Source organism: Flavobacterium fluviale, from assembly GCF_003312915.1.
Taxonomy (GTDB): domain Bacteria; phylum Bacteroidota; class Bacteroidia; order Flavobacteriales; family Flavobacteriaceae; genus Flavobacterium; species Flavobacterium fluviale.
Genome location: NZ_CP030261.1, coordinates 1436329 through 1460660, shown reverse-complemented (window position 1 = coordinate 1460660; position 24332 = coordinate 1436329). Strand labels below are relative to the sequence as shown.

Sequence of the window (24332 nt, the reverse complement as noted above, 5' to 3'; positions counted from 1 at the left end):
TATTCTTTATTTAATTAAAAAGTTTTAAAGATTTAGATTATAAGTTTTCTTTAATAAAATTTGTCATTTTATTGTAAAGCTGAATTCTTGTTTTTCCTCCGTAAATACCGTGATTTTTATCTGGATAAATTTGAGATTCAAACTGTTTGTTAGCCTGAATTAAAGCTTCCATCATCTGCATAGAATTCTGAACGTGAACATTATCATCAGCTGAACCGTGAATCAATAAAAATTTACCTTTTAATTTATCTACGTGGTTGATTGGTGAATTTTGATCGTATCCGCTTGCATTTTCCTGCGGAGTCTGCATATATCTTTCTGTATAAACACTGTCATAAAATCTCCAGTTTGTTACCGGAGCAACAGCAATTGCCATTTTGAAAACATCATTACCTTGGAAGATACAGTTAGAAGCCATGAAACCGCCATAACTCCATCCGAAAATACCAATTCTAGAAGGATCAACATAAGAATAAGAACCAATAACTTTTGCAGCATCGATTTGATCTTCTACCTCATATTTTCCTAATTCTTTTTGAGTAACTTTTTTGAAATCTGCGCCTTTATAGCCAGTTCCTCTTCCGTCAACACAAGCTACAATGTAACCTTGCTGCGTAAGTGATAAAAACCAATAGTCATCACTATTATTCCAATCATTATTTACCTGCTGTGATCCTGGACCAGAATATTGGTACATGAAAACTGGATATTTTTTTGAAGGATCAAAATCTTTTGGTTTTAAAATCCAAGCATTTAATTCGTTTCCTTTTGCGGTTTTCAAAACGATAAATTCTTTTGCCGGCAAGTTATATTCTTTAAGTTTATCAGCAAGCGCTTGATTGTTTTCTATAACTTGAATTTCTTTTCCTGTTTTAGACTCATTTAAAGTGTAAGTCGTAGGTACTAAATTACTTGAGTAAGTAGTAATAAAATATTGGAAGTTAGGGCTGAAAGTAGCCGCACTTGTTCCCGTTTTTTTAGATAAACGTAATTTATTTTTTCCGTCTAAACCTATTCTGTAAAGATCTCTGTTGATTGAACCATTCTCTGTAGATTGAAAGAAAATAGTTTTTGATTTTTCGTCAAAACCATAGTAAGATGTTACTTCCCAGTTTCCTTTTGTAACTTGATTTTTAAGTTTTCCTGTTTTATCATATAAATAAATATGATTAAAACCATCTTTTTCGCTAGTCCAGATAAAACTATTGTCTTTTAAGAAAGTTAAATTATCTGTTACATCAACATAAGCTTTATCTTTTTCATTTAAAACTACTTTTGCAGCAGCTGTATTTCCATCAATAAATAATAAGTCAAGATTATCTTGGTGACGGTTCAAAACCTGTGCAGAAAGCACATTTGCATCGTTTGTCCACTGCAGCCTAGCAATATAGAAATCATTGTATTTTCCTAAATCTACTTTTTTTGTCGCTCCAGCCGCTACGTCATATATATGTAATGAAACTTCTGAATTTTTTTCTCCAGCTTTTGGATATTTAAACGTTTCAATTTTTGGATATAAATCTTTTTGAAATACCGACATTGAAAACTCAGGAACCTGACTTTCATCAAAACGAATATAAGCTACTTTTTTACTGTCTTTGCTCCAGTCGAATGCGCGAACAAAAGCAAATTCTTCTTCATAAACCCAGTCAGTAATACCATTAATTACAGCATTCTTTTTACCATCTGTAGTAATTGCAGTAGATTTTTTAGATGCTATATCGTATACGTATAAGTTATTTTCTTTTGCGTAAGCGATTTTTGAACCATCAGGAGAAAAAGTCGGCTCCTGAACTTGAAAATCAAAAAGTTTAGATAAAGATTTTGAAGCGATGTCATATAAATAATAATCCGCAGTAAAAGAGTGACGGAAAATTTGATTGGTTTTACAAGCAATTAAAATCTTTTTTTCTGATGCATCAAAAGTATAACTGTCAATACCCTGCGAAAGTTCTTTATGATTTTTAGTATCAATTAAGTTAGATACTTTTTTTAAAGTTGCAAAATCATACAAATCAATCTGCATGCTTCTACTTGCTCTATCAACATTCAATACCGTATATTGGTCTGTATTTTTTAGCGATTGAAGCTCATCCATTCCTTTAGCTCGGAATGTTCCGCCATAAATATTTTCGATAGTGATTTTTTGTTGGCCAAAAACGGTCGCAACTAGAAATAAAAGTATTACAGTAATTTTACTTGTACTCATTACAATTAATTTAAATATAAAAAAGAGCCCAATTTTAGTAAAAAAAATAAACATAATACACATATTAAGTGTTAAATGTTAAAAAAAATAACGATTGCGTGCTTTCCAACTTTAAAATACATTTTAAACAAATCTCGTAAAATGGTATATTTGCCGCAACATTATTATTTAATATACTGAGAATGAACAACGCTGTTGCTGGATTTTCTAAATTATCCAAAAAAGAAAAAATTAACTGGATTGCAAATGAATATTTTTCGAACCCTGAAGAGGCACAAAATATTATAAGAAATTACTGGAATACAGATGAAAAGCTTCAGCAGCTGCATGATGAATTTATCGAAAACACCATTACAAACCTCTATATCCCACTTGGAGTTGCTCCGAACTTTTTAATCAACGGAAAATACAAAACCATACCAATGGCTATCGAAGAGAGTTCTGTCGTAGCAGCAGCATCTAAAGCAGCAAAATATTGGTCTACACGAGGTGGTTTTAAAACAACAATTATTAACACCGAAAAAATTGGCCAAGTTCACTTTACATACAATGGAGATGCAGAAAAACTAAAAAGTTTTTTTGAAGAGATAAAACCTAAATTTTTCTTAGAAACCCAAAGCATTACCAAAAACATGCAGCAGCGTGGCGGCGGTATTTTAGATATTAAGCTAAAAGACAAAAGAAGTCTACTTGAAAATTATTATCAGCTTCATGCAACTTTTGAAACCAAAGACAGCATGGGAGCAAATTTTATAAATTCTTGTTTAGAACAATTTGCATCTACTTTAAAAGAGGAAGCCCGCAATAGTGATTTAACTGAAAGTGGTGAAGCAGTAGAAGTTATCATGAGTATTTTATCTAACTATGTCCCAAATTGTCTGGTTAGAGCAGAAGTTTCCTGCCCTATTGAAGAACTAGCAGAAAAACACATTGATGACCCGAAAGAATTTGCGGAGCGATTTGTACAGGCTGTGCAAATTGCCGAAGTAGAACCTTTTAGGGCAGTCACACATAATAAAGGTATAATGAACGGTGTTGACGCCGTAATTTTAGCAACAGGAAACGACTTTAGAGCCGTAGAAGCAGGCGTTCATGCCTATGCCGCAAAAAACGGTCAATATGCCAGCTTATCTCATGCAAAAATCGAAGATGAAATCTTTACTTTCTGGCTTGAAATTCCGCTTGCATTGGGTACCGTAGGGGGATTAACTTCTTTGCACCCTTTAGTTAAATTGTGTTTAGACATTCTAGAAAAACCTTCTGCACAGGAATTAATGGAAATTGTTGCTGTTGCCGGTTTAGCACAAAACTTCGCCGCACTGCGTTCACTTACCACTACAGGAATACAGGAAGGCCACATGAAAATGCACTTAAATAATATTATCAATCAATTCGAAGCTACCGATGAAGAGCGCCAATTAATTAAAACGCACTTTAAAAAAATAGCAGTAACGCACAGTGCTGTGGTAGAATTTATTGAAAACTTAAGAAAATAATTTGGAGCTATTCCCGCTATTCGTTACAATCTTTTCCTTTTTTAAAGAAAAAAAGCAAAAGGATTTCCACTGCTATCGGGGCTAAAATATAACGCATGAAAAAAACATTTTACAGTAACGGAAAACTTTTTATCGCCGGAGAATATCTCGTTTTAGATGGAGCAGATGCTTTTGCGTTACCTACAAGATTTGGTCAAAGTTTGGTAATTGAAGATGGCCAAAACAAAGAAATAGAATGGAAAAGTTATGACCATGACAAGCAAGTTTGGTTTGAAGAAACGATTTCATTTGAAGAAATTACAGCGAATCCTGCAGTAAAAATTGAAAACATTAAATCGACATTAATTGACATTCTTCATGAGGCTTATGTCTTAAATCCAAAATTTATTGATGAGTCTAATGGTTTTACAATAAAAACAGAATTGTCGTTTCCAAGAAATTGGGGATTAGGAACTTCTTCGACACTTATAAATAATATTGCTCAGTGGGCAGATGTCAATGCATTTACATTACTAAACAATAGTTTTGGCGGAAGCGGTTACGATATTGCCTGCGCACAAAATGATACTCCTGTTTTATATCGTGTTAAAGATAATTTTGTAGAACCTGTTGAGTTTAATCCTGATTTTACAGAACATATCTATTTCGTCTATTTGAATAAAAAACAAAATAGTAAGTCTGCAATCTACGCTTACAATAATAACAAAAATCATCATTTAGCAGAGAGCGTAGCCAAAAACAATAAGATCACTTACGATATTCTTCACGCTAAAACATTGAAAGAATTTGCTTTGGCAGTACAGCGTCACGAAATTCATTTAAGCAACATACTAGAAATGCAGACCGTGAAAGAAGCTGTTTTTCCAGATTTTAACGGCGTAATTAAAAGTCTAGGTGCTTGGGGTGGTGATTTTGTAATGGTGGTATCTAAAGAAAATCCAACCGAATATTTCGCTAAAAAAGGATACGAAACGATATTTACCTACGAACAGATGATTTTAAGTAATTAGTAATTTACTTTTTTGTTTTTGACATCTTTAGTTTCTAAACGACGAACGGATTGGTTTTCTTGTTCATTCGATTCGATAAGTCTGTTATGCAAACGCTCAGCCATCTTTTCGATGCTGTTTGTGATAGAATCGTAAACAAGTTCCATTCTGCGATGCTTTTCTTCTTTTACCGCTCTTAAAACATCTTCAACAAAGATTTTATCATATTTTTCAGCAACAGAATCATGAGTATTGGTTAATCTTATAACATAATCATTACTCAAGATTGTAACTTTAAAATGCTGCTCTTCGTTACTCAAATAATATTTTCCACCTAATTCATCTACATTGATGTCGGTGCTGCTAACTTTTAAAAGCTCGGTAATAATCCCATAAATATGACTTTCTATTTTGGTATAAACTCGAGGCTTCTTTCTAAAAAAATTAAAAGTAAAAAACATTAAATGTTTGATCATTAAAGTATTGGTTCTTGGATTTTAATTGTCTTTATTTCAACATATTGAAAACAAAAAATTATGTTAAAATGAAAAATCGGACAAATTAACTGTAATAATTTGAATATCACAAATTTTTTAAATTAAATTTCGATTATTCCTATATACTATAAGAAAATTAGCTAAAAATTATTACAAAGTAAATTGTTCATTTTAAATAAAACAGAAAACCCGAAACATCAAATGACGTTTCGGGTTTTATATTGTGTTTTACTATTTCTAGTAATTGAATTGTAGTCTGTTATCTTCAATTTTAGCATTGTTTTTCAATGCTGGCAATACTCTGCTTGCGTCATTTGCGCTTTGAGCTTTTACTTTCTCAACATAAGCAGCGTGATTAGCGATTGCAGGAGCTTTTACTGTTTTAACGTTTTTCACAACGTAAACTCCAGTATTTCCTTCAATTGGAGCAGAAATTTTATTTGCAGTTAAAGCAAATGCATTTCCAACAACTTTTGGCTCTTGTCCAACTCCACCAGGTAGAACTGGATTATCTAAAGTAACATCAGCTGCTTGTTGAACAGCAACTCCAGCAGCTTTAGCAATAGCCTCAAGACTTGAACCTGACATCTTTGCTTTTAAGATTTCAGCTTTTTTCTTGTTTTTCAAGATTGGCTCCACGTATGGTCTTGCCATTGTAACAGAAACTAAACCTGATTTGTTTTCACCTTTATATTGAGCGATAACGTGTCCGATGTTCGCAATTTCAAAACGTTTAACATCTCCTTTGCTTGTTTCTTTATCAAACGCCCATCTAACGATATTACGTTGGTTTCCTAATGGACCAAATGCTTCGTCCATAGCTTTAGCATCGACTGGCTGAGCCACTTTTAAACCTAATTCTTTTGCAGCAGCATTGAAATCTTTATCGGCTGCATCCATTTCAAATTTAGTTGCTAAAGTAAATACTTTATCAGAAGTAGCTTCAGAAGGCTCAATTTTTTGAGCGATTGTAGCTAAACGAATTCCGTCTTGTTTATCTGTAATTTTGATAATGTGAAATCCAAAAGGAGTTTCTACTAAACCAACTTTACCAATTCCGTTATTGAATACAAAATCATTGAATGGTTTTACCATTTGGTTTGGTCCAAAATATCCTAAATCACCGCCTTGTTGTGCAGATGAATCATCAGAACTTGTAAAAGCAAGCATCATGAAACTATCTGGATTAGCTTGAACTTGTGCTAAAATTTCTTCAGCTTTAGCTTTAGCTTCTTCTTTAGTTCTTTTTTCTTTAGCAGATGGAGTTTGAGAACCATCGTAAGCAATTAAAATATGACTAGCTTTTGCGTTAACTCCAGCTTTAAATCCTTGAGATTTAGAAATAGCATAATATCTTCCATATACATATGGTCCGTAAATTGCTCCAGCAGGTAAGCTGAATAATTTATCAGCATCTACAGCTGGTAAAGCATTTTTAGGAACGTAAGTTGAATCGTAAGGAACATCAGAATTTGAATTTACAAATTCAGCAATGTTTGTTGCATTTCTAAATCCTGGTAATGTATCGTTTTTACCTGTTTTTGCATTGTAAACAACACTTCCTGATAATAAAGAAGTTAATTTAGCTTTAATTTCAGCCTCATCTTCTTTAGAAGCTTTATCTTCAACTAAAACGTACTGAATTTCACGAGTTGCATCCGCTTTAAATTTTTTCTCGTTTTTCTTCATGTAAGCTACGATCTCATCATCAGAGATTTTTACTTCACTATCTTTAATAGAAGAATATGGAGCTGCAGCGTAAGCAAAACTTACTTTGTTAGCTTCCATTTCATACTTTAATTTTCCTTCACTAGCAGTTGTGTAAAGTCCTGACTTAATTAAAGTATTATAGATTTGAAATTTAGCATTTAATTCAGCATCTTTTTCTTTTTCAGCGATGTATTGTGCCGCTTCTGGATTTGATTTAAAGTAATCTTTAAATTTAACTACATCAAAAATTCCTGCTGCGTTTAAAAACATTGGGTTTTTACCAATATTTGGATCAGATTTTAAAACTTCTAATAAGTGTTTTTCACCAACTCTCAATCCTAATTTATCAAATTGTGATGACAATAAAGCGATTGAAACTTCTTGATCCCAAACTCTGTTTGCAGCTTCAGTGGAAGTTATACCCTGCCCACTTTTTTCAACATTACTAACTTTAACTCTAAAGTCTTCAAATGAAATATCTTTTCCGTCGATGCTTCCTACATCTTTTGAACTTTGACCAAATGTTCCTCTTGTAAATAGATCTTGTATTATAAATGCAAATAATGCAAGTGCAATAACCCCTATCAATAAAGCGGAACGCTGTCTAATTTTTGCTAAAACTGCCATTTTATTATCGTTAATTTTATATTCAGTTTGCGAAAATACAATTATCTAGTTAATAACAATACAACTAGCGTTTTATTTTACACATTTTTTTTTAATAATTTAAAAAATCAATCTTTTATTGTCAATTTGACTAACTCAATTTTCTTATTTGACGCCTCTTTTATGAAAAAGTGGTACTTATCTATTACAATTTTATCTCCTTTTTGCGGGATTTCTTTTGTACGATTGACAATAAAACCTCCCAAAGTTCCATATGAATCTTCCTCTGGAATCATCAATTTATAGGTTTCATTTAAATATTCTACATCTAAACGTGTCGAAAACAAATACTTGCCTTCTCCTATTTCTTCTTCAATTAATTCCTCATCTAAATCATGCTCATCTTCAATTTCGCCAAAAAGTTCTTCAACAATATCTTCTATTGTAATAATTCCCGAAGTTCCTCCGTATTCGTCTAAAACGACCGCCACATTCTTACGTTTTTTGATCAGTACATTCAGCACATCTTTTATCAAAATTGTTTCAGGAACAAATTCCACTGTCATCAAAACCGATTTTATCGTTTTTGGTTTTTTAAACAAATCAAATGAATGTACGTAACCAACAATGTCGTCTAGAGAATTTTGACTAATAATGATTTTAGAGTAGCCTGTTTCAACAAACATAGCTTTAAGATCATCAACTGTATCAAACAAATCAACATCTACAATTTCTGTTCGAGGCGTCATTATGTCCCGCGCCTTTACACCTGAAAACTCTAATGCGTTTTGAAAAATCTGTATTTCAGAATCTACTTCTTCATCTTCTTCAACCGTGCTCATCTGTTCTGTAATGTAGTTTCCAAGCTCAATCCTGCTGAAAAGCTGAATCTGACTTCCTTCGGTTTTAAGAAATTTACTCAGCACAAAATCTGCAATCCAAATAAAGAAAGTTGAGATGTAATAAAATAATCTGTAGAATAAATAAGCGGGAAGAGCCAAAATCTTAATTAAAGAGTTGGCATAAATCTGAAAAAAAACTTTTGGAAAAAATTCTGAAGTCACCAGCACTATAAATGCTGCGAGAAGAGTCTGAATCAGTATGTTCCACCAATCGGAAAAGACAAAACCAAAATGCGTTATCCAATTCAAAATCAGATCGCCCATAAAAAATCCGTAAACAACCAGAGCCACATTATTACCAATGAGCATGGCGGCAATAAATTTGGACGGATTTTCGGTGAGTTTCGTTAAGATACGAGATAAAAAATCATCTTGTTTCTTTTCTATTTCGAGGTAAATTTTATTGGAGGAAATAAAAGCGATCTCCATTCCAGAGAAAAAGGCTGCTAGTATTAAACATATTATTATAATACTAATTTCCATTTTTTATTGTTTTTTGTTGTGGTTATCGTACTTTTTAAGAAACCTTCTTCTAAAGAAAAACATAAAAATTGCCATTCCTGCGATTACAAAGTAAAAAGGGTAACTTTCATCGCCTTCGTTTAGTTTCATTATACCATCATAAGCAAAAAAAAGTGCAAATGCGATATAGATAAATTGTGTATATTTTAAGTAACCCATAATTTTGTTTTATTCTTCGTCGGATTCAATTTCACCGCTTATTCGCTGTGAATTAATCACTTTAAAATCTTTACTAAAATCTATTCCCTGACCGTGAGAAATTCCTTTTGCATCGGTAAGTTTAAATTTTCTTTCGGTATAAAACCACTCATTTTTCTGGTCAAAATATAATTGTTCTGTTTCCAAAACCTGACCTGCTTCCGAGGTAATTTTTACTTTTCCAATCAAATCAATAATTCCAGTGTTTTTATATGAAACAGCGTAATTTCCTTTTATAAAAGTACGTTTTTGCTTTTTATCATACAAAGTAACATCTATTCCTTTAGAAAACTCTGTAAATGGAAAATCGAGATTAGAATAATCCAGCATTTTACGAGCTTTTAAAACACCTGTAATACGTCCAGAATCTGTATATTTAATATCGGCCGTATCAGCATCGGTGGCTGGAACAAATTCCGAGAAGTTAATTTTTTGAACTTCTTTAAAATTACTTTCGCACCCAAAAAAGAGTGTCACAGCAATAACTGTGACAACTATTAGACTATATCTCTTTGGTAAATTCATTTGCCAAATGTAATAAATTGTAATGAGCTTAGAAAAGATAAAATACTATGTTTATTGGAATTTACTCTTCACAAACCATTTGTCGTTGAAAGAGAAACTTAAACTAAAATTCACGTAGTTTTCTTGTACTAAATTAGAAGAAACTGTACCGCGTTTACCAAATTCGATTCCAAAGTTTAAATTTGAAAAAGATTGCGGAATCGGAATTCCTGCTCCTAATGTTACTCCAACATCTTTGATCGATTCGTTATTTACAATCAATCCAATTTTTTCATATTTCAAACCAGCTCTATACGTAATTCTGCTTAAGTAACTTGTAAAGGAATTATAATTAGGAAGGTAATAACCTCCAAGAGCATATTTTGTATACTTTTCGTAGCTTACATTCTCTGCAGCATTATAATAATTTGCCAATTGTCCATCTCCTTGGAATGTCATATTTCCTCCAATAAGCCATTTTCTAGCCTCACCAACTCCAAGCCCAATACTTAGTTTGTTAGGCAGTTTCAGCGTTTGTGAATTTACTGGATAGACATAAGAATCTGGGTCACCTTGAACAGAGATCGTTCTTGTATTATCTGAAGTTAAATTACTAGCAAAAGTATAGCTTAAACTAGAAAACAAACTTACTTTTTTGTAGATCTTTCTCTGGTACATTGTTCCAAAACTAAAAGCCATACCCGACAGTTCTGAAGAATTTACCTCTGCCGTACCATTTTGAACTCCTGTAATTGCTTCTACTGTTGTAGTGGTAATTTTTCCAAAATTATATTGTGCGTCAACTCCAATATTCCAGTTACGCATTATTTTATATCCAAGTCCGAAATAAACTTTATTTATACCACCTTTTCCATCAAGTTGAGAACTTGTAGCACCCTCTGTTGCAGAATTGTCGGTAAGGATTTTATAACCTACTGAAGATACTGGTATTAAACCAAATGAAGCTCCGAATTTTCCCATCGGAATTCCTAATGCCAAATAATCGAAAGTACTGCGCTGTGCTTTTTCAGATTGTGTACTTGTTTTTAAATTAGAAGTTGCAAAAGTTCCTCCAACAGTAAAAGTTGTTTGTATTAAGCTGGCATAACTTGCAGGGTTTTCTAAATTTAAGTGAATCGTATCTTGCTCCACTGCAACCCCAGCCATAGATCTATTTTCAAGAGTTCCCTTGAATCTTACATCTCCTATTCCGAAAAAAGAATAAGGTGAAGCAGTACCTTGCTGAGCAAATGAAACGAACGATATAAGCAAACAAGCGCTTATTAATACTTTTTTAATCATTGTCGATTTTATATTGATATGTTTGATTCAAACTCTCCAGAAGGAAATTTGAATTGGCAAATATGGTATTTTTTAATCGTTTAGCCAAAAAATCTGCATCGCCGCCCGTTAAAATTATGATAAAATTTAAAAACTCTTTTCGATATTCATCGATAAAACCGTCAATCTCATAGACGAAACCATTGACAACACCAGAATGTATGGCTTGTTGTGTGGAGTTTCCAATATATGTTTCAGGCGCTTCTAATGTAAGTAACGGCAGTCTGGCCGTAAAATTATGCAGTGATTCATATCGCAGACGCAGGCCTGGAGAAATGGCTCCCCCAAGATAATTATCATTTTCGTCGATAAAATCGTAGGTTATGCATGTTCCCGCATCAATAACCAATCTATTTTGTTTAGGAAATTGCAAAGCTGCTCCTGCCGCCAAAATCATACGGTCTATCCCTAATGTTTTTGGAGTGGCATATTTATTATGAAAAGGAAATACATCTTCGTGTGAAAAAAAATGAACTTTTAGTTGATTTTCGAAAGTTAAAAAGGATTGTTTTTCGATACTTCCTACGGATGCAACAACCAAATCGGAGCAATTTGGAAATTTTTTTAAAATTTTTTGAATTTTTTCTTCCAGTTCGTTTTTCTCAAAAATAAAATTCTCCAGAGCAGTATTTCCCTCAAATACAGACGCTTTAATTCTGGTGTTTCCGACATCAACAGTTAAAATCATTTTTACTTTTTGTTTCTGCGAAGATACGAATTGATTTTTTTTTTAAAATGTTTTGGATAAACGGAAAATGATTCTATCTTTGCACCCGCATTAACCGCACAACGGTACCTTAGCTCAGATGGTAGAGCAATGGACTGAAAATCCATGTGTCCCTGGTTCGATCCCTGGAGGTACCACAAACCCGAATAGAAATATTCGGGTTTTTTGTTTTTTAACACTTATTCAAATGCATTATCTCTATATTCTCTATTCAAAATTATCTCAAAAATTTTACATCGGCGAAACGAATAACATAAACGAAAGAGTAATAAAACACAATAATCACTCTTATTCAAATTCCTTTACCAAGATTGCCAATGACTGGGAAATAGTTTTGACTTTTAATTGTACTGACAGAGACGAAGCTGTTTACTTGGAACGCTTTATTAAAAGAATGAAAAGCAAAAACTTTAATAATAAAATAATTAATGATCCGTCAATTTTAAAAGATATCTTATCTAAAAGAAACTAAATATGTGTCCCTGGTTCTCCCGAAGCCTCGGGACTGGAAGTACCACAAACCCGAATAGAAATATTCGGGTTTTTTGTTTTTTATACTTTTCTGTTTTTTAAATCGTAAAGATCGCTAAGTTTACACAAAGGTTCGCAAAGTAAATTTTACTCTGTGAACCTTTGCGCTTTTTTCTTTGCGCTCTTTGCGGTTTAAATCTTTTTTTACTTTCAAAGATGAGATGTCAACAAATTAACAGTTTTTGTTAAAAAAGTATTGACTGAATAAAAAAATATCTTATATATTCGTAAAAATATATATTTGACTTTCATTTATTAACAAGATCTCAAAGCAGTTTTATGAGCAAAACTTCTACTAAGGGCATTTGGAAAGTAATTTCAGCCTCTTCTATGGGCACCATGATCGAATGGTATGATTTCTACATTTTTGGCAGTTTGGCCGTTGTTATTTCAACGAAGTTCTTTCCTAGTGATAATCCGACCGCAGCGTTTTTATCAACTTTGGCAACGTTTGCAGCCGGATTTGTAGTCCGTCCTTTTGGAGCCTTATTTTTTGGAAGACTTGGAGATATCATTGGCCGAAAATATACTTTCATGGCAACCTTATTACTAATGGGCGGCTCGACTTTTTTAATAGGCTGTATTCCGAGTTATGAAACAATTGGATTTTTCGCACCCTTATTAGTCCTAATTCTGCGTTTATTACAAGGATTGGCTCTTGGGGGCGAGTATGGGGGAGCAGCCACTTATGTAGCAGAACATGCGCCTGCAGGTGAAAAAGGCTATTGGACTTCTTGGATTCAAACTACTGCAACAGTGGGTCTTTTTATTTCTTTAATGGTTATTCTGGCAACCAAAAATATTCTTTCTCCAGAAGCTTTTGATTTATGGGGCTGGCGCGTTCCTTTCTGGGTATCGATTGCAATGGTTGGTGTTTCCTATCTCATCAGAAAAAATATGGATGAATCGCCTGTTTTTGCAAAAGCTAAAAAAGAGGGAACAACAAGTACAAATCCGTTAAAAGAAAGTTTTGGAAATAGATATAACATGAAGTTCGTTTTGCTGGCTTTATTCGGTGCCACAATGGGGCAAGGTGTTGTTTGGTACACGGGGCAGTTTTACGCCATGAGTTTCATGAAAACAGTTATGAATGTTGACTCCTCACAAGTAGATGAATTATTAGGTATCGCACTCTTAATTGGAACTCCTTTTTTTATTTTTTTTGGATGGCTGAGCGACAAAATCGGACGCAAATACATTATGATGTTTGGAATGCTAATCGCAATATTATCTTATAGACCGATTTATAAAATGATGTACAATACAACAGACATCAAACAAAAAACAGAAATTGTAGAAAATCCAAAAGAAACAACCGAAAATAGAGAAGACGGAAGTTCTATTACAACGACTGAAAAAAAATATACTGATGGCACAACCGTTTTTGAGAAAAAAACGTACATGAAAAAGAACGAAGTACAGAGCAGTATTTCGGTTACAATTAATTCAAGCGATAAATGGACTTTAATTTTCTTAGTTTTTATTCAGGTACTTTTTGTAACAATGGTTTATGGTCCAATTGCAGCATTTTTAGTCGAAATGTTTCCAACTAAAATAAGATATACCTCTATGTCACTTCCTTACCATGTGGGTAACGGAATTTTTGGCGGTTTACTTCCTGCTATTTCTACTTATTTTGTAACGCACGCCAAAACAGCAGGAAAGCCAGATTTTTATCTGGAAGGTTTATGGTATCCTATTACAATTGCCGGCATCTGCTTTGTAATTGGTATGATTTATATTGATAACAAAAACAAAACTACTCACCTTTAAAATTTAAAAAAATGAATGCGATTAAACAAGTTTTAGGGGCTTTATGGATTGCTTTAGCAGCTGCAGCAGCTTATTTCTGTGTATTTGAATTTGGTTTACCTAAACTGCTTTCAGACCAGCAAGACGATTTAGTATTTGGTGTAATTATCCTCTTCATATTGACACCGCTGATTGTCATGGGATTGGGTACTTTTGGTTATTATTCTTTAATAGGAGAATACAATAAAAAGAAATAAAATCAAGCAAAAAAATAGAAAAGGGCTGTCTACTTTACGTAGAACAGCCCTTGTCATTACTAAACTTAACCAAATTTTTAAGTTGAAAAATATATTTTCAACTTCTATTTTTTAATAAACTTCATAACTTGAGTTTTATCATTTTCATCAGAAGCTTTTACCAAATATAAACCTGTTTGCAATTCGCTTACGCCAAATTGAAAAGCAGCATTATTGTTTGAATTGAAGCTTTTAACGACTTGACCTGAAACGGAATAAATTAGGACCTTTTTAAAAGCACTATTTAAAGTAAAATAATCTGAAACTGGATTTGGATGTAAACTTATGGTATTTCCTTTTTCAAAATCCTCTATCGCTAGATTTGCCGTTTTGTTGCCATAAATTTTATAATCGCCCGGAGGCAGATTTATTGGCGCATTTACATCGGTTACAGTAAAAGCTGTATTATCCATTAAATTATACCAAGTTCCTGAATAAGGAAAACCTGTCGCGACATTTTGTGCTGTAACATCAAAATTGGCTAAGATCAGCACATCTTTTAATTGTGCCGAAGTCAAACTGGCATTTGTAATTTTTATATTGACGGTCAGTGAATTAGAATTTGGAATTATGGAAGTTCCCAAAAAGACTGGTTCAACTGTTTTAAGGCTAATCATTTTTGCCCAATCGTTATAAATTTTATTACGACTTGAATTTCCTAACCAATTATTTACCCATTGAGGCTGCGGTTTTGTATCTAGTTTGCAATCTCCAGAAATGGCATCAAAATTTGTATTTACAGAATTGTCATTACATGTAAAAATAGAACTTTCCCAGCCTAGCTCTCCAAAATGCCAGATCATTTTTGGCCCTGGAACCAGTAAAGAAACTGCTCCAATCGCAGACATTCTTGACAAAGCTGTATTTAATGTTTTTACATCATAAGTACCACTTGAAGCTCCGTATTGAATATTTTTATACATTAAACGTTCTTCATCATGACTTTCTGCATAACCTATTAAACGGTTTGCAGCAAAACCACGATTGGCACTTGACATTTTTGAAATATTACTATCTGAAGCGTAACCCATTGACAATTGATTGTACGGATCTGTCATTTTTCCCCACATCATAATTCCTTTACTTGGAGTTTCTGCAACTCTGTAATCTGCCCATTGTTTTTCTTCGGTTTCTGTTCCTAAATGTTCAAAAATGGTGTAATGTGTCGGGTCTAAACTCCATGAATAATCAGCATATTTCTTTAAAACATCTACTCGATCTTGTTGATAACCATTGGTACAACTTTCGTCTGATGCTGTACAAGCTTGCGTAAACCCTTTAGTTAAATCCCATCGGAAACCATCAATTTTATATTCTTCAATCCATTGTTTAACAACACGTTCTACATAATATTGTGTTTTTGCAGATTGATGATTAAAGTCCTCTCCAACACTGTAACTATGTTTAGCAGCTGTATTAAAATAAGGATTTTCGGCAGTTGGCGAACCAAAGCCATCCCCGTCTGGGTCATTCATCCACATTCTTACCATCGGATTTCTTCCAAAAGCATGATTTAGGGCCACATCAAGAATTACCGCAATTCCGTTTTGATGACATAAATCGATAAACTCTTTTAATTTGTCTGATGTTCCATAAAATTTATCCAAAGCCATATGAAATGAGGTGTTATAACCCCAGCTTTCATTTCCTTCAAACTCCATTACAGGCATTAATTCAATGGCATTAATTTTTAGATTTTTAAAATAATCTATGCGATCAATCAAACTCTGATAACTTCTGCCAGCATCAAAATCACGTACTAAAACTTCATAGACCACTAATTTCTCTTTTTCTGGTTTTACAAAATTTGTAACCTGCCAATTGTAAGGAGTCTGACCCGTTTTTAAAACTGTAACCTCAAAATTTTGTCCCGCGGGATAAGGTGGCATATTTGGGTATTTTGCCGCAGGAATCGAAGCATCATCATAAGGAGACAAAACTAAAGTAGAATACGGGTCTGCGGTTTTAACCATTGCTGGAGAATTAGCAAGCGGTGCTGCGTCTACAACCCAATATTGATACATATTATTTACACCCGAAACTAAACCCGTTAATTCCAGCCAGAATTTTCCCGAAGATGGATCTTTTTTCATTGCATAAGCCGAAGTTGGCTGCCAATTGTTGAAACTTCCTGCAACGTAAACAAAATCCTTTAATGGAGCATCTAAAACCAAGGTTGCTTTTGTAACATCTGAAACATTATAATTAATTCCATCTGCCAAACCTGTCGGCATTATTTCTGAAACTGTATTCGGATTTACTATAACTGAAAACTTTTTAGAAATTGTTGTCGTTCCTTGAACTGCAATTAATTCATAATTTTGATTTCCTGTAATATTAAAATGTGAATAAGTATAGTTTGAAGTACTTGCATTTGTATGGATTATTATGCCATTTGCCTTTAATGTGTAACTAGCAGAACCATTTGTGTTCGCTGCTGAAATCACAAAATTAGTTCCAGAATTAATAATTGTGGTACTGTTTGCTAATGGTGCGGTTAGGTTTACTTGAAAAGATCCAACTTCGACAACTATATCCTGAGATTGTTTTGTACCAGTTCCATCTTTTGCTTTAATTAAAAAACCCATTCTTCCGATTCCGTTTCTATTAAAATATACAGATGGAGTAAATGTTTTGGTATAAGTATCTGTTGCGGCATTATAGGTAAATCTGCTGGCTTCCGCTGATGCTGTCCAGAATCCGTTGGATGGAGAATCTGCCTGATTGGTATCATTTACATCATAAGACCATGACCAAAGATATAATGCATTTCCCGTAACGCCCCAAGTACCTTCATTAACACTTGTTCCTGCAATTGAAATAGTAATTGGAGTAGTATCCTCAAAGGACGAAGGATTTATTGAATAAGTAACGTTTTGAATCTGAGCAAAAGCATTTACTGCCATCAATAAAAATATTGATAGTAAAGTTTTTTTCATAATGTGTGGTTATTTGGTTAGTTAGTTTTATTAAAAAAGGGCTATCTAGCAGATAGCCCCTTTTCAGTTATTAACTGAAGTTTTATTGATTAGGAATCATTACATAACTTCCGTCTAAATCATTGAAATAAATTACATATTTAGATTTTGCTACTGGAATATTATCTCCTGTTCCTCCACCAGAGAAAGCTGTTTTTCCTCCCCAAGAAACATCCCAAGCATCATTAGCTCTAAATTTCATTCCGCCATCATTTAAAGATGTTACACCTAACGTCCAAATGTGAGCATTGAATGTTGATTTCACCATTGGTGTTGAAGCGTCCCAGCCTTTAGCTGTTGCATCTCCGATAATACCTACCGTTGTATATGTTGCAGCACCTGCGCCAGCAGCGTATGGTTCTAAAGTATAAGTTAACTTTTGAACATCCATTTTAAACTTGTAGTATCCATCAGCTGGAATCTCGATACTTGCAGGATCTGCATCAGCATCTGTTCCTCTATAAGCTAAAGATCCATTGGCACCGCCATACATTGGAGCCCAGTTTCCTAAGTCTCTAATAGCTTTGAAATATCCTTTTTTAAAGAATCCAGTAAAAGTATACTCATTAGCATTTGTGCCGCTTCTAAATAAGATTTGGTTTCCTTTATTGTTATCCCATCCTGAAACAGTTGCATCACCAACTAAATACCAATCAACAAAATCATAAGGAACTCTTCCTGTATACGGAGTTACAGTCATTGTGATTGATCCTTTTGAGATTTGAGTAAATCCTCCAGAAACATCTGACTTAATTTTTACCTCGTACTCAGCTGCTACTTCTGGCTTTCCGCCAAGATCTATCGCTGCTTGATTTAATTCTCTTCCAAGTACAGAAACTTCAGTACTGCTATTTAAAGCAGTTTGAAGCGTTTTGGCAGCACTAAAATCACCACCTTTTTTATCAATTAAAACCGTGTATTTTACTGCCACCGGCATAGAATAATCTGCCGCCGACCAAGTAAATTTAAGCACTTCTTCTCCTGCTTTATCAACATCTAAGACAATATTCTGTCCGGTAGCTGGTGCCGTAATTTCCGGCGCAGTAACAACGTTAAGTACTGGTCTTTCATCTACAGCATCAGCATTACATGATACCGCGATTACACCAATAAATGCGATTAAAACTTTATATATATTTTTCATTTTACAGTTCAATTAGGTGTTAGTATCCTGGATTTTGTTTCAAAGTTGGATTTGCCTGAATTGTCTTAGCAGGAATCGGCATTAAATCTCTGAATGATTCTGTAGCAGCACCATTCATTGTTCCGCCTTTCCATTGCCAGATTTTATCTCCTCCTGTGAATTTTCCAAAACGAATCAAATCAGTCCTTCTGTGGCATTCCCAGAATAATTCTCTACCTCTCTCTGCTAAAATAAAATCAAGAGTTAAATTAGCTGTTGAAATTTGACTCGCTTCTGCTCTTGTTCTAATTTGGTTGATATAACCAACTGCAGTTGCTAAATTACCAGTAGTTGCTCCTCTAACTACAGCTTCCGCGTACATTAAATAAGCATCAGAAACTCTAAACATTGGAAAATCAGTATCTGGAATATCTGTTCTTTGAGCTGCTGAACCATCAGCATTTTTATTAATATATTTTGTTACAGCGTAACCATCTGTAAACGTTGATACATTAGTAATATCTAAAGATTGTCCATCTGTATAGAATGTTCCTCTTTTATCTGCTGATGCAGTTACATCAGGAAAAAGGGCTACAAACTCTTTACGAGTTCTGATTCCCTGCCATCCACCGTCCATTCCTCTGGTAGCGGCATCCATACTTCCACCAATAGATGCGTGAAGAATAAAACTCATTCCTCCTCCAGTAGCTCTAATTGCATTTCCATCACTTACGATTGGAAAGATAACTTCATTTTGAGCACCGTTTCTATCATTATCTGCTGAGAATAAATAAGCATAAGGAACATCTGCAAATGTATATCCTGAATTAATAATTTCAGAACATAAAGTTGCTACTTCGTTATTTCTTTCTGTTCCAGTGTATACTTTAGAATTCAAGTAAATTTGAGCTAATAAAAACTTAGCGGCAACCTTATCAATTCTTCCATATTCATTAGATCTAGCATTTGCTAAACTATTATCTAAATCTTTCAATTCAGATTCTACAAAAGCAAAAACTTCTGCTCTTGTTTTCTGCTCTGGATAAAAGAACCCAACTGGATCATTTTCTGTAGTAATAGGCACATTACCAAACAAATCCATTAAATTCACATAAGAAAATGCTCTTAAAAAACGTGCTTCAGCTCTAAAGGTTGCAATTTCAGCTTTTAAAGCAGCATCTACTCCTCTTGCTTCTAATTTCTCATCTGTAGTTTGTCTTAAAAACTCATTTGCAACACTAATATGGTAAGACGCTCTAGAATAAGTTCCGTATAAAAACTCATTTACAGGCGACCAAGTTTGTGTGTTTAATGTTGGCAAAGTTCCATCTGCCCAAGCAATAATTGCTTCGTCTGTAGTAAACTCTTGTGTTACAAATAGCAAACGTAAGTAACTGCTGAAATCACCACCAAGTCCAGAAATATCTGCTGCACCATCACCATCATTTCCACCAACGTATAAGCCAGCATATAATTTTGCTAGAACTTGCTTGTACGATGCAGGATCTTGGAAAAAGGTTTCAGATAAAAATTCATCATCATCCTTTGGGGTCACGTTTAAATCGTCAGTACACGAAGTCAACGTCATACTTATTCCTAAAATAAAAAGGAAAAAATAAGATATATATTTAAATGATATTTTCATTTTGTATGTTTTAAATTTTGTTTTTCAATGTACTATTAGAAACTTGCATTTACTCCAAACAAGTAAGTTCTTGCTCTTGGATAAACGTTACCATCAATTCCGTTGAATTTCTCCGGATCTAAACCATCGTATTTTGTAAGTACAAAAACATTTTGAACACCCGCTGAGAATCTTAAAGAAACATCTTTTAATAAAGATTTATCTAAAGTATATCCAAGAGTCACGTTATCTAACTTGATAAAAGAAGCATCTTTTATGTAATAGTTAGACAAATAACGTTGCGTGCCATTGTCTTCAAATTTGAAACCAGTGTTTAAGTAATCAGTACTCAGATTAGACAAATCATTATCTCTTCTTAAAGCCTGATCCGAATATCCTAAGTTAGAATTTACGTTATCAAAAATGTAATTTCCTAAACTTGCTCTCCAGTTCATTGTAAAATCAAACTTTTTGTAGTTTAAAGTTGAGAATAGGCCAAATGTATAATCTGCTGTTGGTTTTTTGTATCTGTAACGGTCAGAAGCATCAATTTTACCATCTCCGTTTCTATCTACATAAGCACCTGCAATTGGTTTTTTGTTTGCATCGTATAATTGCTCATATACAAAGAATGAGTTTGGTGCATATCCAACAGTATTAATAAGTATTTTGTTTCCATTTCCTCCTTGAATGTTATCTCCTACTTCATAACCTTGGAAACCTTCAACAGTCTGACCTAAATTCTCAATTTTTTGATCTATATAGGTAGCATTCACAGCAACATTCCAAGTTAAGTTGTCATTTTTAACCACATCAGACTGTAAACTGAACTCAAGTCCTTTTGTTCTTAAATTACCAATATTATTAAAACCTTGGTTTCTTAAGTTTGCACCATCTGGGACTAATACATCTGCTAATAAGTCTGTTGATTTTTTATCGAAATAGTTAACAGATCCCGTAATTCTATCATTTAAGAATCCAAAATCAACTCCAATATTCATCTCAGCCAATTCTTCCCATTTGATGTTTTGGTTGTAACCTTCTGGTCTTGCAGTTCTGTACACAACACCATTAAAAACATACTGAGTACTAATTGTACCTAATGTAACTCTTCGTAAATAATCGTATTGAGGAGCTATGTCTTGTTGTCCTGTAGTACCATAACCAACTCTTAATTTTAAACTAGAAAGTGTTTCGTTATCTTTAAGGAAAGATTCTTCAGCAACATTCCATGCAAAAGCTCCTCCCATAAAATTACCCCATCTGTTTTCTTCAGAGAAACGAGAAGTTCCGTCTCTTCTGTAGTTTAAAGTCAATAAATATCTACTATCCCAACCTAAATTTAAACGTCCAAAGAACGATTGTAAATTAACATCCGGGTCAGTAATAACATCTTCATTTCTAGTTTCGACAGGCTGTGTTAAAGCTCCTGACTGGTATTTTTCTTTTTGGAACAACTGATAGTTATATCCGGCAGTAGCATCCAATTTAAGTTTCCCTAAATTTTTAGTATAAACAAAATAAGTATTTAAATTTTTATTTTGAAGATCATCAGTATAAGTATCGTAGTTTCCTAAATTTACATAACCCGGAGCTGTAAAAGCAACTGGCTGGAATCCTAAAATACTTTCTGTACTTTGTCTGTTGTATCCGCTGCTATCAAATCTGTCAATACCCGCTTCGGCAACAAATCTCAAATCTTCGAAGAAGTGGAATTTATAGTCAATACTAATATTACCCCATTTTCTAGTAGATTTAGATCTTTTATCTTCTTGGTTTAATCTTGCAACTGGGTTTTTAGCTGGTAACAATGCTATGTTTCCGTTTGGCTCCAGCCATTCAAAATATCCTCCATAACGAGAACCTGCTTGATAAGGTGATTGTGTTGGATCAAAACTAATTGCTGAACCAATAACAGCGTTTTCATCCTGAAATTGATTTTTACTGAAAGATAAGTTTCCGCTAATATCAATTTTCAAATGATTATCAAATAAAACTGGATTTAACGATATCGATGTCGTAGTTCTTTCAAAAGAAGTGTTTCTTAAGATTCCAGGATTATTAACATTACCAACAGATAAACGAACTGGTAATTTATTAAATAAAGCACCGCTTACAGAGATATTGTTGTTTGTTGTTAGAGCTGTGTTGAAAATTTCATTCTGCCAATTTGTACTTGCCGTACCCATTGTTGCTTTTTGAGCGTCATTTCCTAATGTATTTATTAGATTACGGAATTGATCTGCGCTTAAAACATCAACTGTATTAGCAACTGTATTAATACCAACTTGAGAACTAAAATTAACTTTTACACCACCTTTAGTACCTTTTTTAGTTGTAATTACGATTACACCACTTGCTGCACGAGAACCGTAAATAGCAGCTGCAGAAGCATCTTTAAGAACCGTGAACGACTCAATATCATTAGGATCAATAGTAGACAAGATACTTGTAGCACCACTTGGAACAGCGTTACTTAACGGAAGTCCGTCTAAAATAATTAAAGGGTCGTTTGATGCACTTAAAGAAGATCCTCCACGAATTCTAATATCAGCTTTTGCTCCAGGAGCTCCTCCACCTACAACATTAACACCAGCGATACGTCCGCCGATTAAGCTTTCAGGAGTTACGTTAATACCTTTATTAAATTCTTTAGCAGAAATTTGAGATACAGAACCTGTAGCATCTTTTTTCTTAACAGTACCATAACCTACCTGTACTACAACTTCTTGTAATTGATTTGTATCTTCGCTTAAAGAAACTGCTAAGTTTTTTTGACCATTAAATACAATAGTCTCTGATTTGTATCCGATAAATGAAACCAAAATCTTGTCTCCATTTTTTAGATTAGGTAATTGGAATTTACCATCAAAATCAGTAGAGGTACCTCCTGCGGCACCTTGTACATTTACATTTACTCCCGGAATTTGCTGACCTGTGGCAAGATCAGTTACTGTTCCACTTAAAGTGCTTTGAGCTAACACAGTAAACGGAAGCAGAAGGAATAAAAATAACAACTTTTTGTAAATTGTTTTCATACTTTTTGTTTAAATTAGTTTTGAGTTTTTGACTGTTAGTTAAGTTTTTAATTTTACTTCGAATTTCAAAATTATGAATTTATTAACATGCTCAACCACAGACAAATTTTATTGAGTTACGAAAACGTGGTAGTGTTGAAAACTTTCTATTTTTTGTAATCTTTTAGCGTTAAAATTGTCAATTATAAAAATTTCAGATACCTTTATTATTAATTAGATTTTTTTCACTTTCCGCCATGAAACGCAAAATAACCCTAAAACAGATTGCAAAGGAACTTGACGTATCCATTTCAACTGTCTCAAAATCACTTAGAAACAGTCTTGAAATTGGCGAAGAAACGCGCTTAAAAGTGCAGGCTTTTGCAAAGTTTTACAACTATAAACCTAACAATATTGCCCTTAGTTTAAAGAACCGAAAAACCAAAAGTATTGGTATTATCATTCCTGAAATTGTACATTATTTTTTCTCTACGGTAATCAACGGAATCGAGCAGGTTGCGAACGAAAATGGTTATAGTGTTGTCATCTGTTTATCTGATGATTCTTTTGATAAAGAAGTACTAAATATGGAGATGTTAGCCAACGGTAGCATCGACGGTTTTATCATGTCTCTTTCTAAAGAAACACAATACAAAGGTGATTTTCATCACATTACAGAAGTAATTAATCAAGGAATGCCGGTTGTTATGTTCGACCGCGTGACCAATGATATTTTGTGCGATAAAGTGATTATTGATGATAAGGCAGCAGCATATGAAGCCGTTCAAAGTTTAATTGACAATGGCAGAAAAAAAATCGCTTTAGTAACAACTGTCGATTACGTAAGTGTCGGAAAACTAAGAACTGACGGTTATGAAAAAGCACTTTTAGACAACGGAATTCCGTTCAATGAAGATTTAATCATTAAAATTGAAGACGTTGATACCTGTGAAATCACTATCAGCCAGCTTTTACACGACAGAGCTTTTGATGCTGTTTTTGCTGTAAATGAGCTTTTTGCAGTAACGATTATCAAAACCGCATCAAAAATGGGATTAAAAGTCCCAGAAGATTTAGCTGTAATTGCTTTTACTGACGGAATCATCTCCAAATATTCTACTCCAAGTATTACAACAGTTAGTCAGAGTGGTGAAAAAATGGGAAATAAAGCCGCTAAAATGCTTATTGAAAGACTCGAAGCTGAACACGATGACGACGAGGAAGAAAATGAAAATTATACGACAGAAGTTATCGAAACGCATCTTATTAAAAGAGAATCAACCGATTAATTTTCTTAAAATCAATATATT

18 protein-coding genes and 1 tRNA gene are annotated in these 24332 nt (G+C 33.7%); 7 read left to right on the top strand and 12 right to left on the bottom strand.

Going from position 1 to position 24332, the window contains the following annotated elements; all coding sequences use genetic code 11:
• Nucleotides 1-37: 37 nt before the first annotated feature.
• Nucleotides 38-2209 (bottom strand): S9 family peptidase, encoded by a 2172-nt coding sequence (locus tag HYN86_RS06585; RefSeq protein ID WP_113679870.1) that lies wholly within the window; start codon nt 2207-2209, stop codon nt 38-40.
• Nucleotides 2210-2391: 182 nt separating this feature from the next.
• Here HYN86_RS06585 and HYN86_RS06580 point away from each other — a divergent pair, with 182 nt between their 5' ends.
• Both HYN86_RS06580 and HYN86_RS06575 read left to right on the top strand, forming a co-directional pair.
• Nucleotides 2392-3705 carry a hydroxymethylglutaryl-CoA reductase, degradative gene (locus tag HYN86_RS06580; RefSeq protein ID WP_113677321.1) on the top strand — a complete coding sequence of 438 codons (1314 nt, stop codon included), beginning with the start codon at nt 2392-2394 and terminating at the stop codon, nt 3703-3705.
• A gap of 95 nt (nt 3706-3800) precedes the next feature.
• Nucleotides 3801-4715, top strand: a complete 915-nt coding sequence (locus tag HYN86_RS06575; protein WP_113677320.1) for a GYDIA family GHMP kinase — start codon at nt 3801-3803, stop codon at nt 4713-4715.
• On the opposite strand, the gene HYN86_RS06570 is transcribed toward HYN86_RS06575, so the two are convergent.
• From HYN86_RS06570 to HYN86_RS06540, 7 genes are all read right to left on the bottom strand, one after another.
• Nucleotides 4712-5170, bottom strand: coding sequence for a hypothetical protein (locus HYN86_RS06570; RefSeq protein ID WP_230406437.1), 459 nt, complete (start codon nt 5168-5170; stop codon nt 4712-4714). The two genes, HYN86_RS06575 and HYN86_RS06570, sit on opposite strands and share 4 nt — an antisense overlap.
• 258 nt (nt 5171-5428) lie before the next feature.
• Nucleotides 5429-7528 carry a peptidylprolyl isomerase gene (locus HYN86_RS06565; protein WP_113677318.1) on the bottom strand — a complete coding sequence of 700 codons (2100 nt, stop codon included), beginning with the start codon at nt 7526-7528 and terminating at the stop codon, nt 5429-5431.
• Between the two features lie 107 nt (nt 7529-7635).
• Nucleotides 7636-8892, bottom strand: coding sequence for a hemolysin family protein (locus HYN86_RS06560; RefSeq protein ID WP_113677317.1), 1257 nt, complete (start codon nt 8890-8892; stop codon nt 7636-7638).
• A gap of 3 nt (nt 8893-8895) precedes the next feature.
• On the bottom strand, nt 8896-9090 hold the full coding sequence (locus HYN86_RS06555; RefSeq protein ID WP_113677316.1) for a hypothetical protein: 195 nt from the start codon (nt 9088-9090) through the stop codon (nt 8896-8898).
• 9 nt (nt 9091-9099) lie between these two features.
• Nucleotides 9100-9654, bottom strand: a complete 555-nt coding sequence (gene lptC, locus HYN86_RS06550; RefSeq protein WP_113677315.1) for an LPS export ABC transporter periplasmic protein LptC — start codon at nt 9652-9654, stop codon at nt 9100-9102.
• 51 nt (nt 9655-9705) lie between these two features.
• Nucleotides 9706-10935: a hypothetical protein gene (locus tag HYN86_RS06545; protein ID WP_113677314.1), complete on the bottom strand. Its 1230-nt coding sequence runs from the start codon at nt 10933-10935 to the stop codon at nt 9706-9708.
• Nucleotides 10928-11662, bottom strand: a complete 735-nt coding sequence (locus HYN86_RS06540) for a type III pantothenate kinase (RefSeq protein ID WP_113677313.1) — start codon at nt 11660-11662, stop codon at nt 10928-10930. Before HYN86_RS06540 ends, HYN86_RS06545 begins: the two co-directional genes overlap by 8 nt.
• Nucleotides 11663-11765: 103 nt before the next feature.
• Here HYN86_RS06540 and HYN86_RS06535 point away from each other — a divergent pair.
• The 4 genes from HYN86_RS06535 to HYN86_RS06520 all read left to right on the top strand — a co-directional run bounded on the left by HYN86_RS06535 (nt 11766) and on the right by HYN86_RS06520 (nt 14241).
• Nucleotides 11766-11838: transfer RNA gene (locus tag HYN86_RS06535), tRNA-Phe, on the top strand.
• A gap of 50 nt (nt 11839-11888) precedes the next feature.
• Complete coding sequence (locus tag HYN86_RS06530) at nt 11889-12173, top strand: GIY-YIG nuclease family protein (protein WP_113677312.1); 285 nt, start codon at nt 11889-11891, stop codon at nt 12171-12173.
• Nucleotides 12174-12511: 338 nt separating this feature from the next.
• Nucleotides 12512-14005 (top strand): MFS transporter, encoded by a 1494-nt coding sequence (locus tag HYN86_RS06525; RefSeq protein WP_113677311.1) that lies wholly within the window; start codon nt 12512-12514, stop codon nt 14003-14005.
• Between the two features lie 11 nt (nt 14006-14016).
• Nucleotides 14017-14241 carry a DUF6814 family protein gene (locus HYN86_RS06520; RefSeq protein WP_057115955.1) on the top strand — a complete coding sequence of 75 codons (225 nt, stop codon included), beginning with the start codon at nt 14017-14019 and terminating at the stop codon, nt 14239-14241.
• Between the two features lie 104 nt (nt 14242-14345).
• On the opposite strand, the gene HYN86_RS06515 is transcribed toward HYN86_RS06520, so the two are convergent.
• From HYN86_RS06515 to HYN86_RS06500, 4 genes are all read right to left on the bottom strand, one after another.
• On the bottom strand, nt 14346-17219 hold the full coding sequence (locus HYN86_RS06515; RefSeq protein WP_113677310.1) for an alpha-amylase family glycosyl hydrolase: 2874 nt from the start codon (nt 17217-17219) through the stop codon (nt 14346-14348).
• 82 nt (nt 17220-17301) lie between these two features.
• On the bottom strand, nt 17302-18402 hold the full coding sequence (locus tag HYN86_RS06510) for a SusE domain-containing protein (RefSeq protein WP_113679869.1): 1101 nt from the start codon (nt 18400-18402) through the stop codon (nt 17302-17304).
• Nucleotides 18403-18421: 19 nt separating this feature from the next.
• A complete protein-coding gene (locus HYN86_RS06505) occupies nt 18422-20026 on the bottom strand; it encodes a RagB/SusD family nutrient uptake outer membrane protein (protein WP_113677309.1) in 1605 nt (534 codons plus the stop codon).
• Nucleotides 20027-20061: 35 nt separating this feature from the next.
• Nucleotides 20062-23043 carry a SusC/RagA family TonB-linked outer membrane protein gene (locus HYN86_RS06500; RefSeq protein WP_113677308.1) on the bottom strand — a complete coding sequence of 994 codons (2982 nt, stop codon included), beginning with the start codon at nt 23041-23043 and terminating at the stop codon, nt 20062-20064.
• A gap of 236 nt (nt 23044-23279) precedes the next feature.
• Here HYN86_RS06500 and HYN86_RS06495 point away from each other — a divergent pair, with 236 nt between their 5' ends.
• Entirely contained in the window at nt 23280-24311 is a 1032-nt protein-coding gene (locus HYN86_RS06495; RefSeq protein ID WP_057115950.1) for a LacI family DNA-binding transcriptional regulator, read from the top strand.
• Nucleotides 24312-24332: the final 21 nt, after the last annotated feature.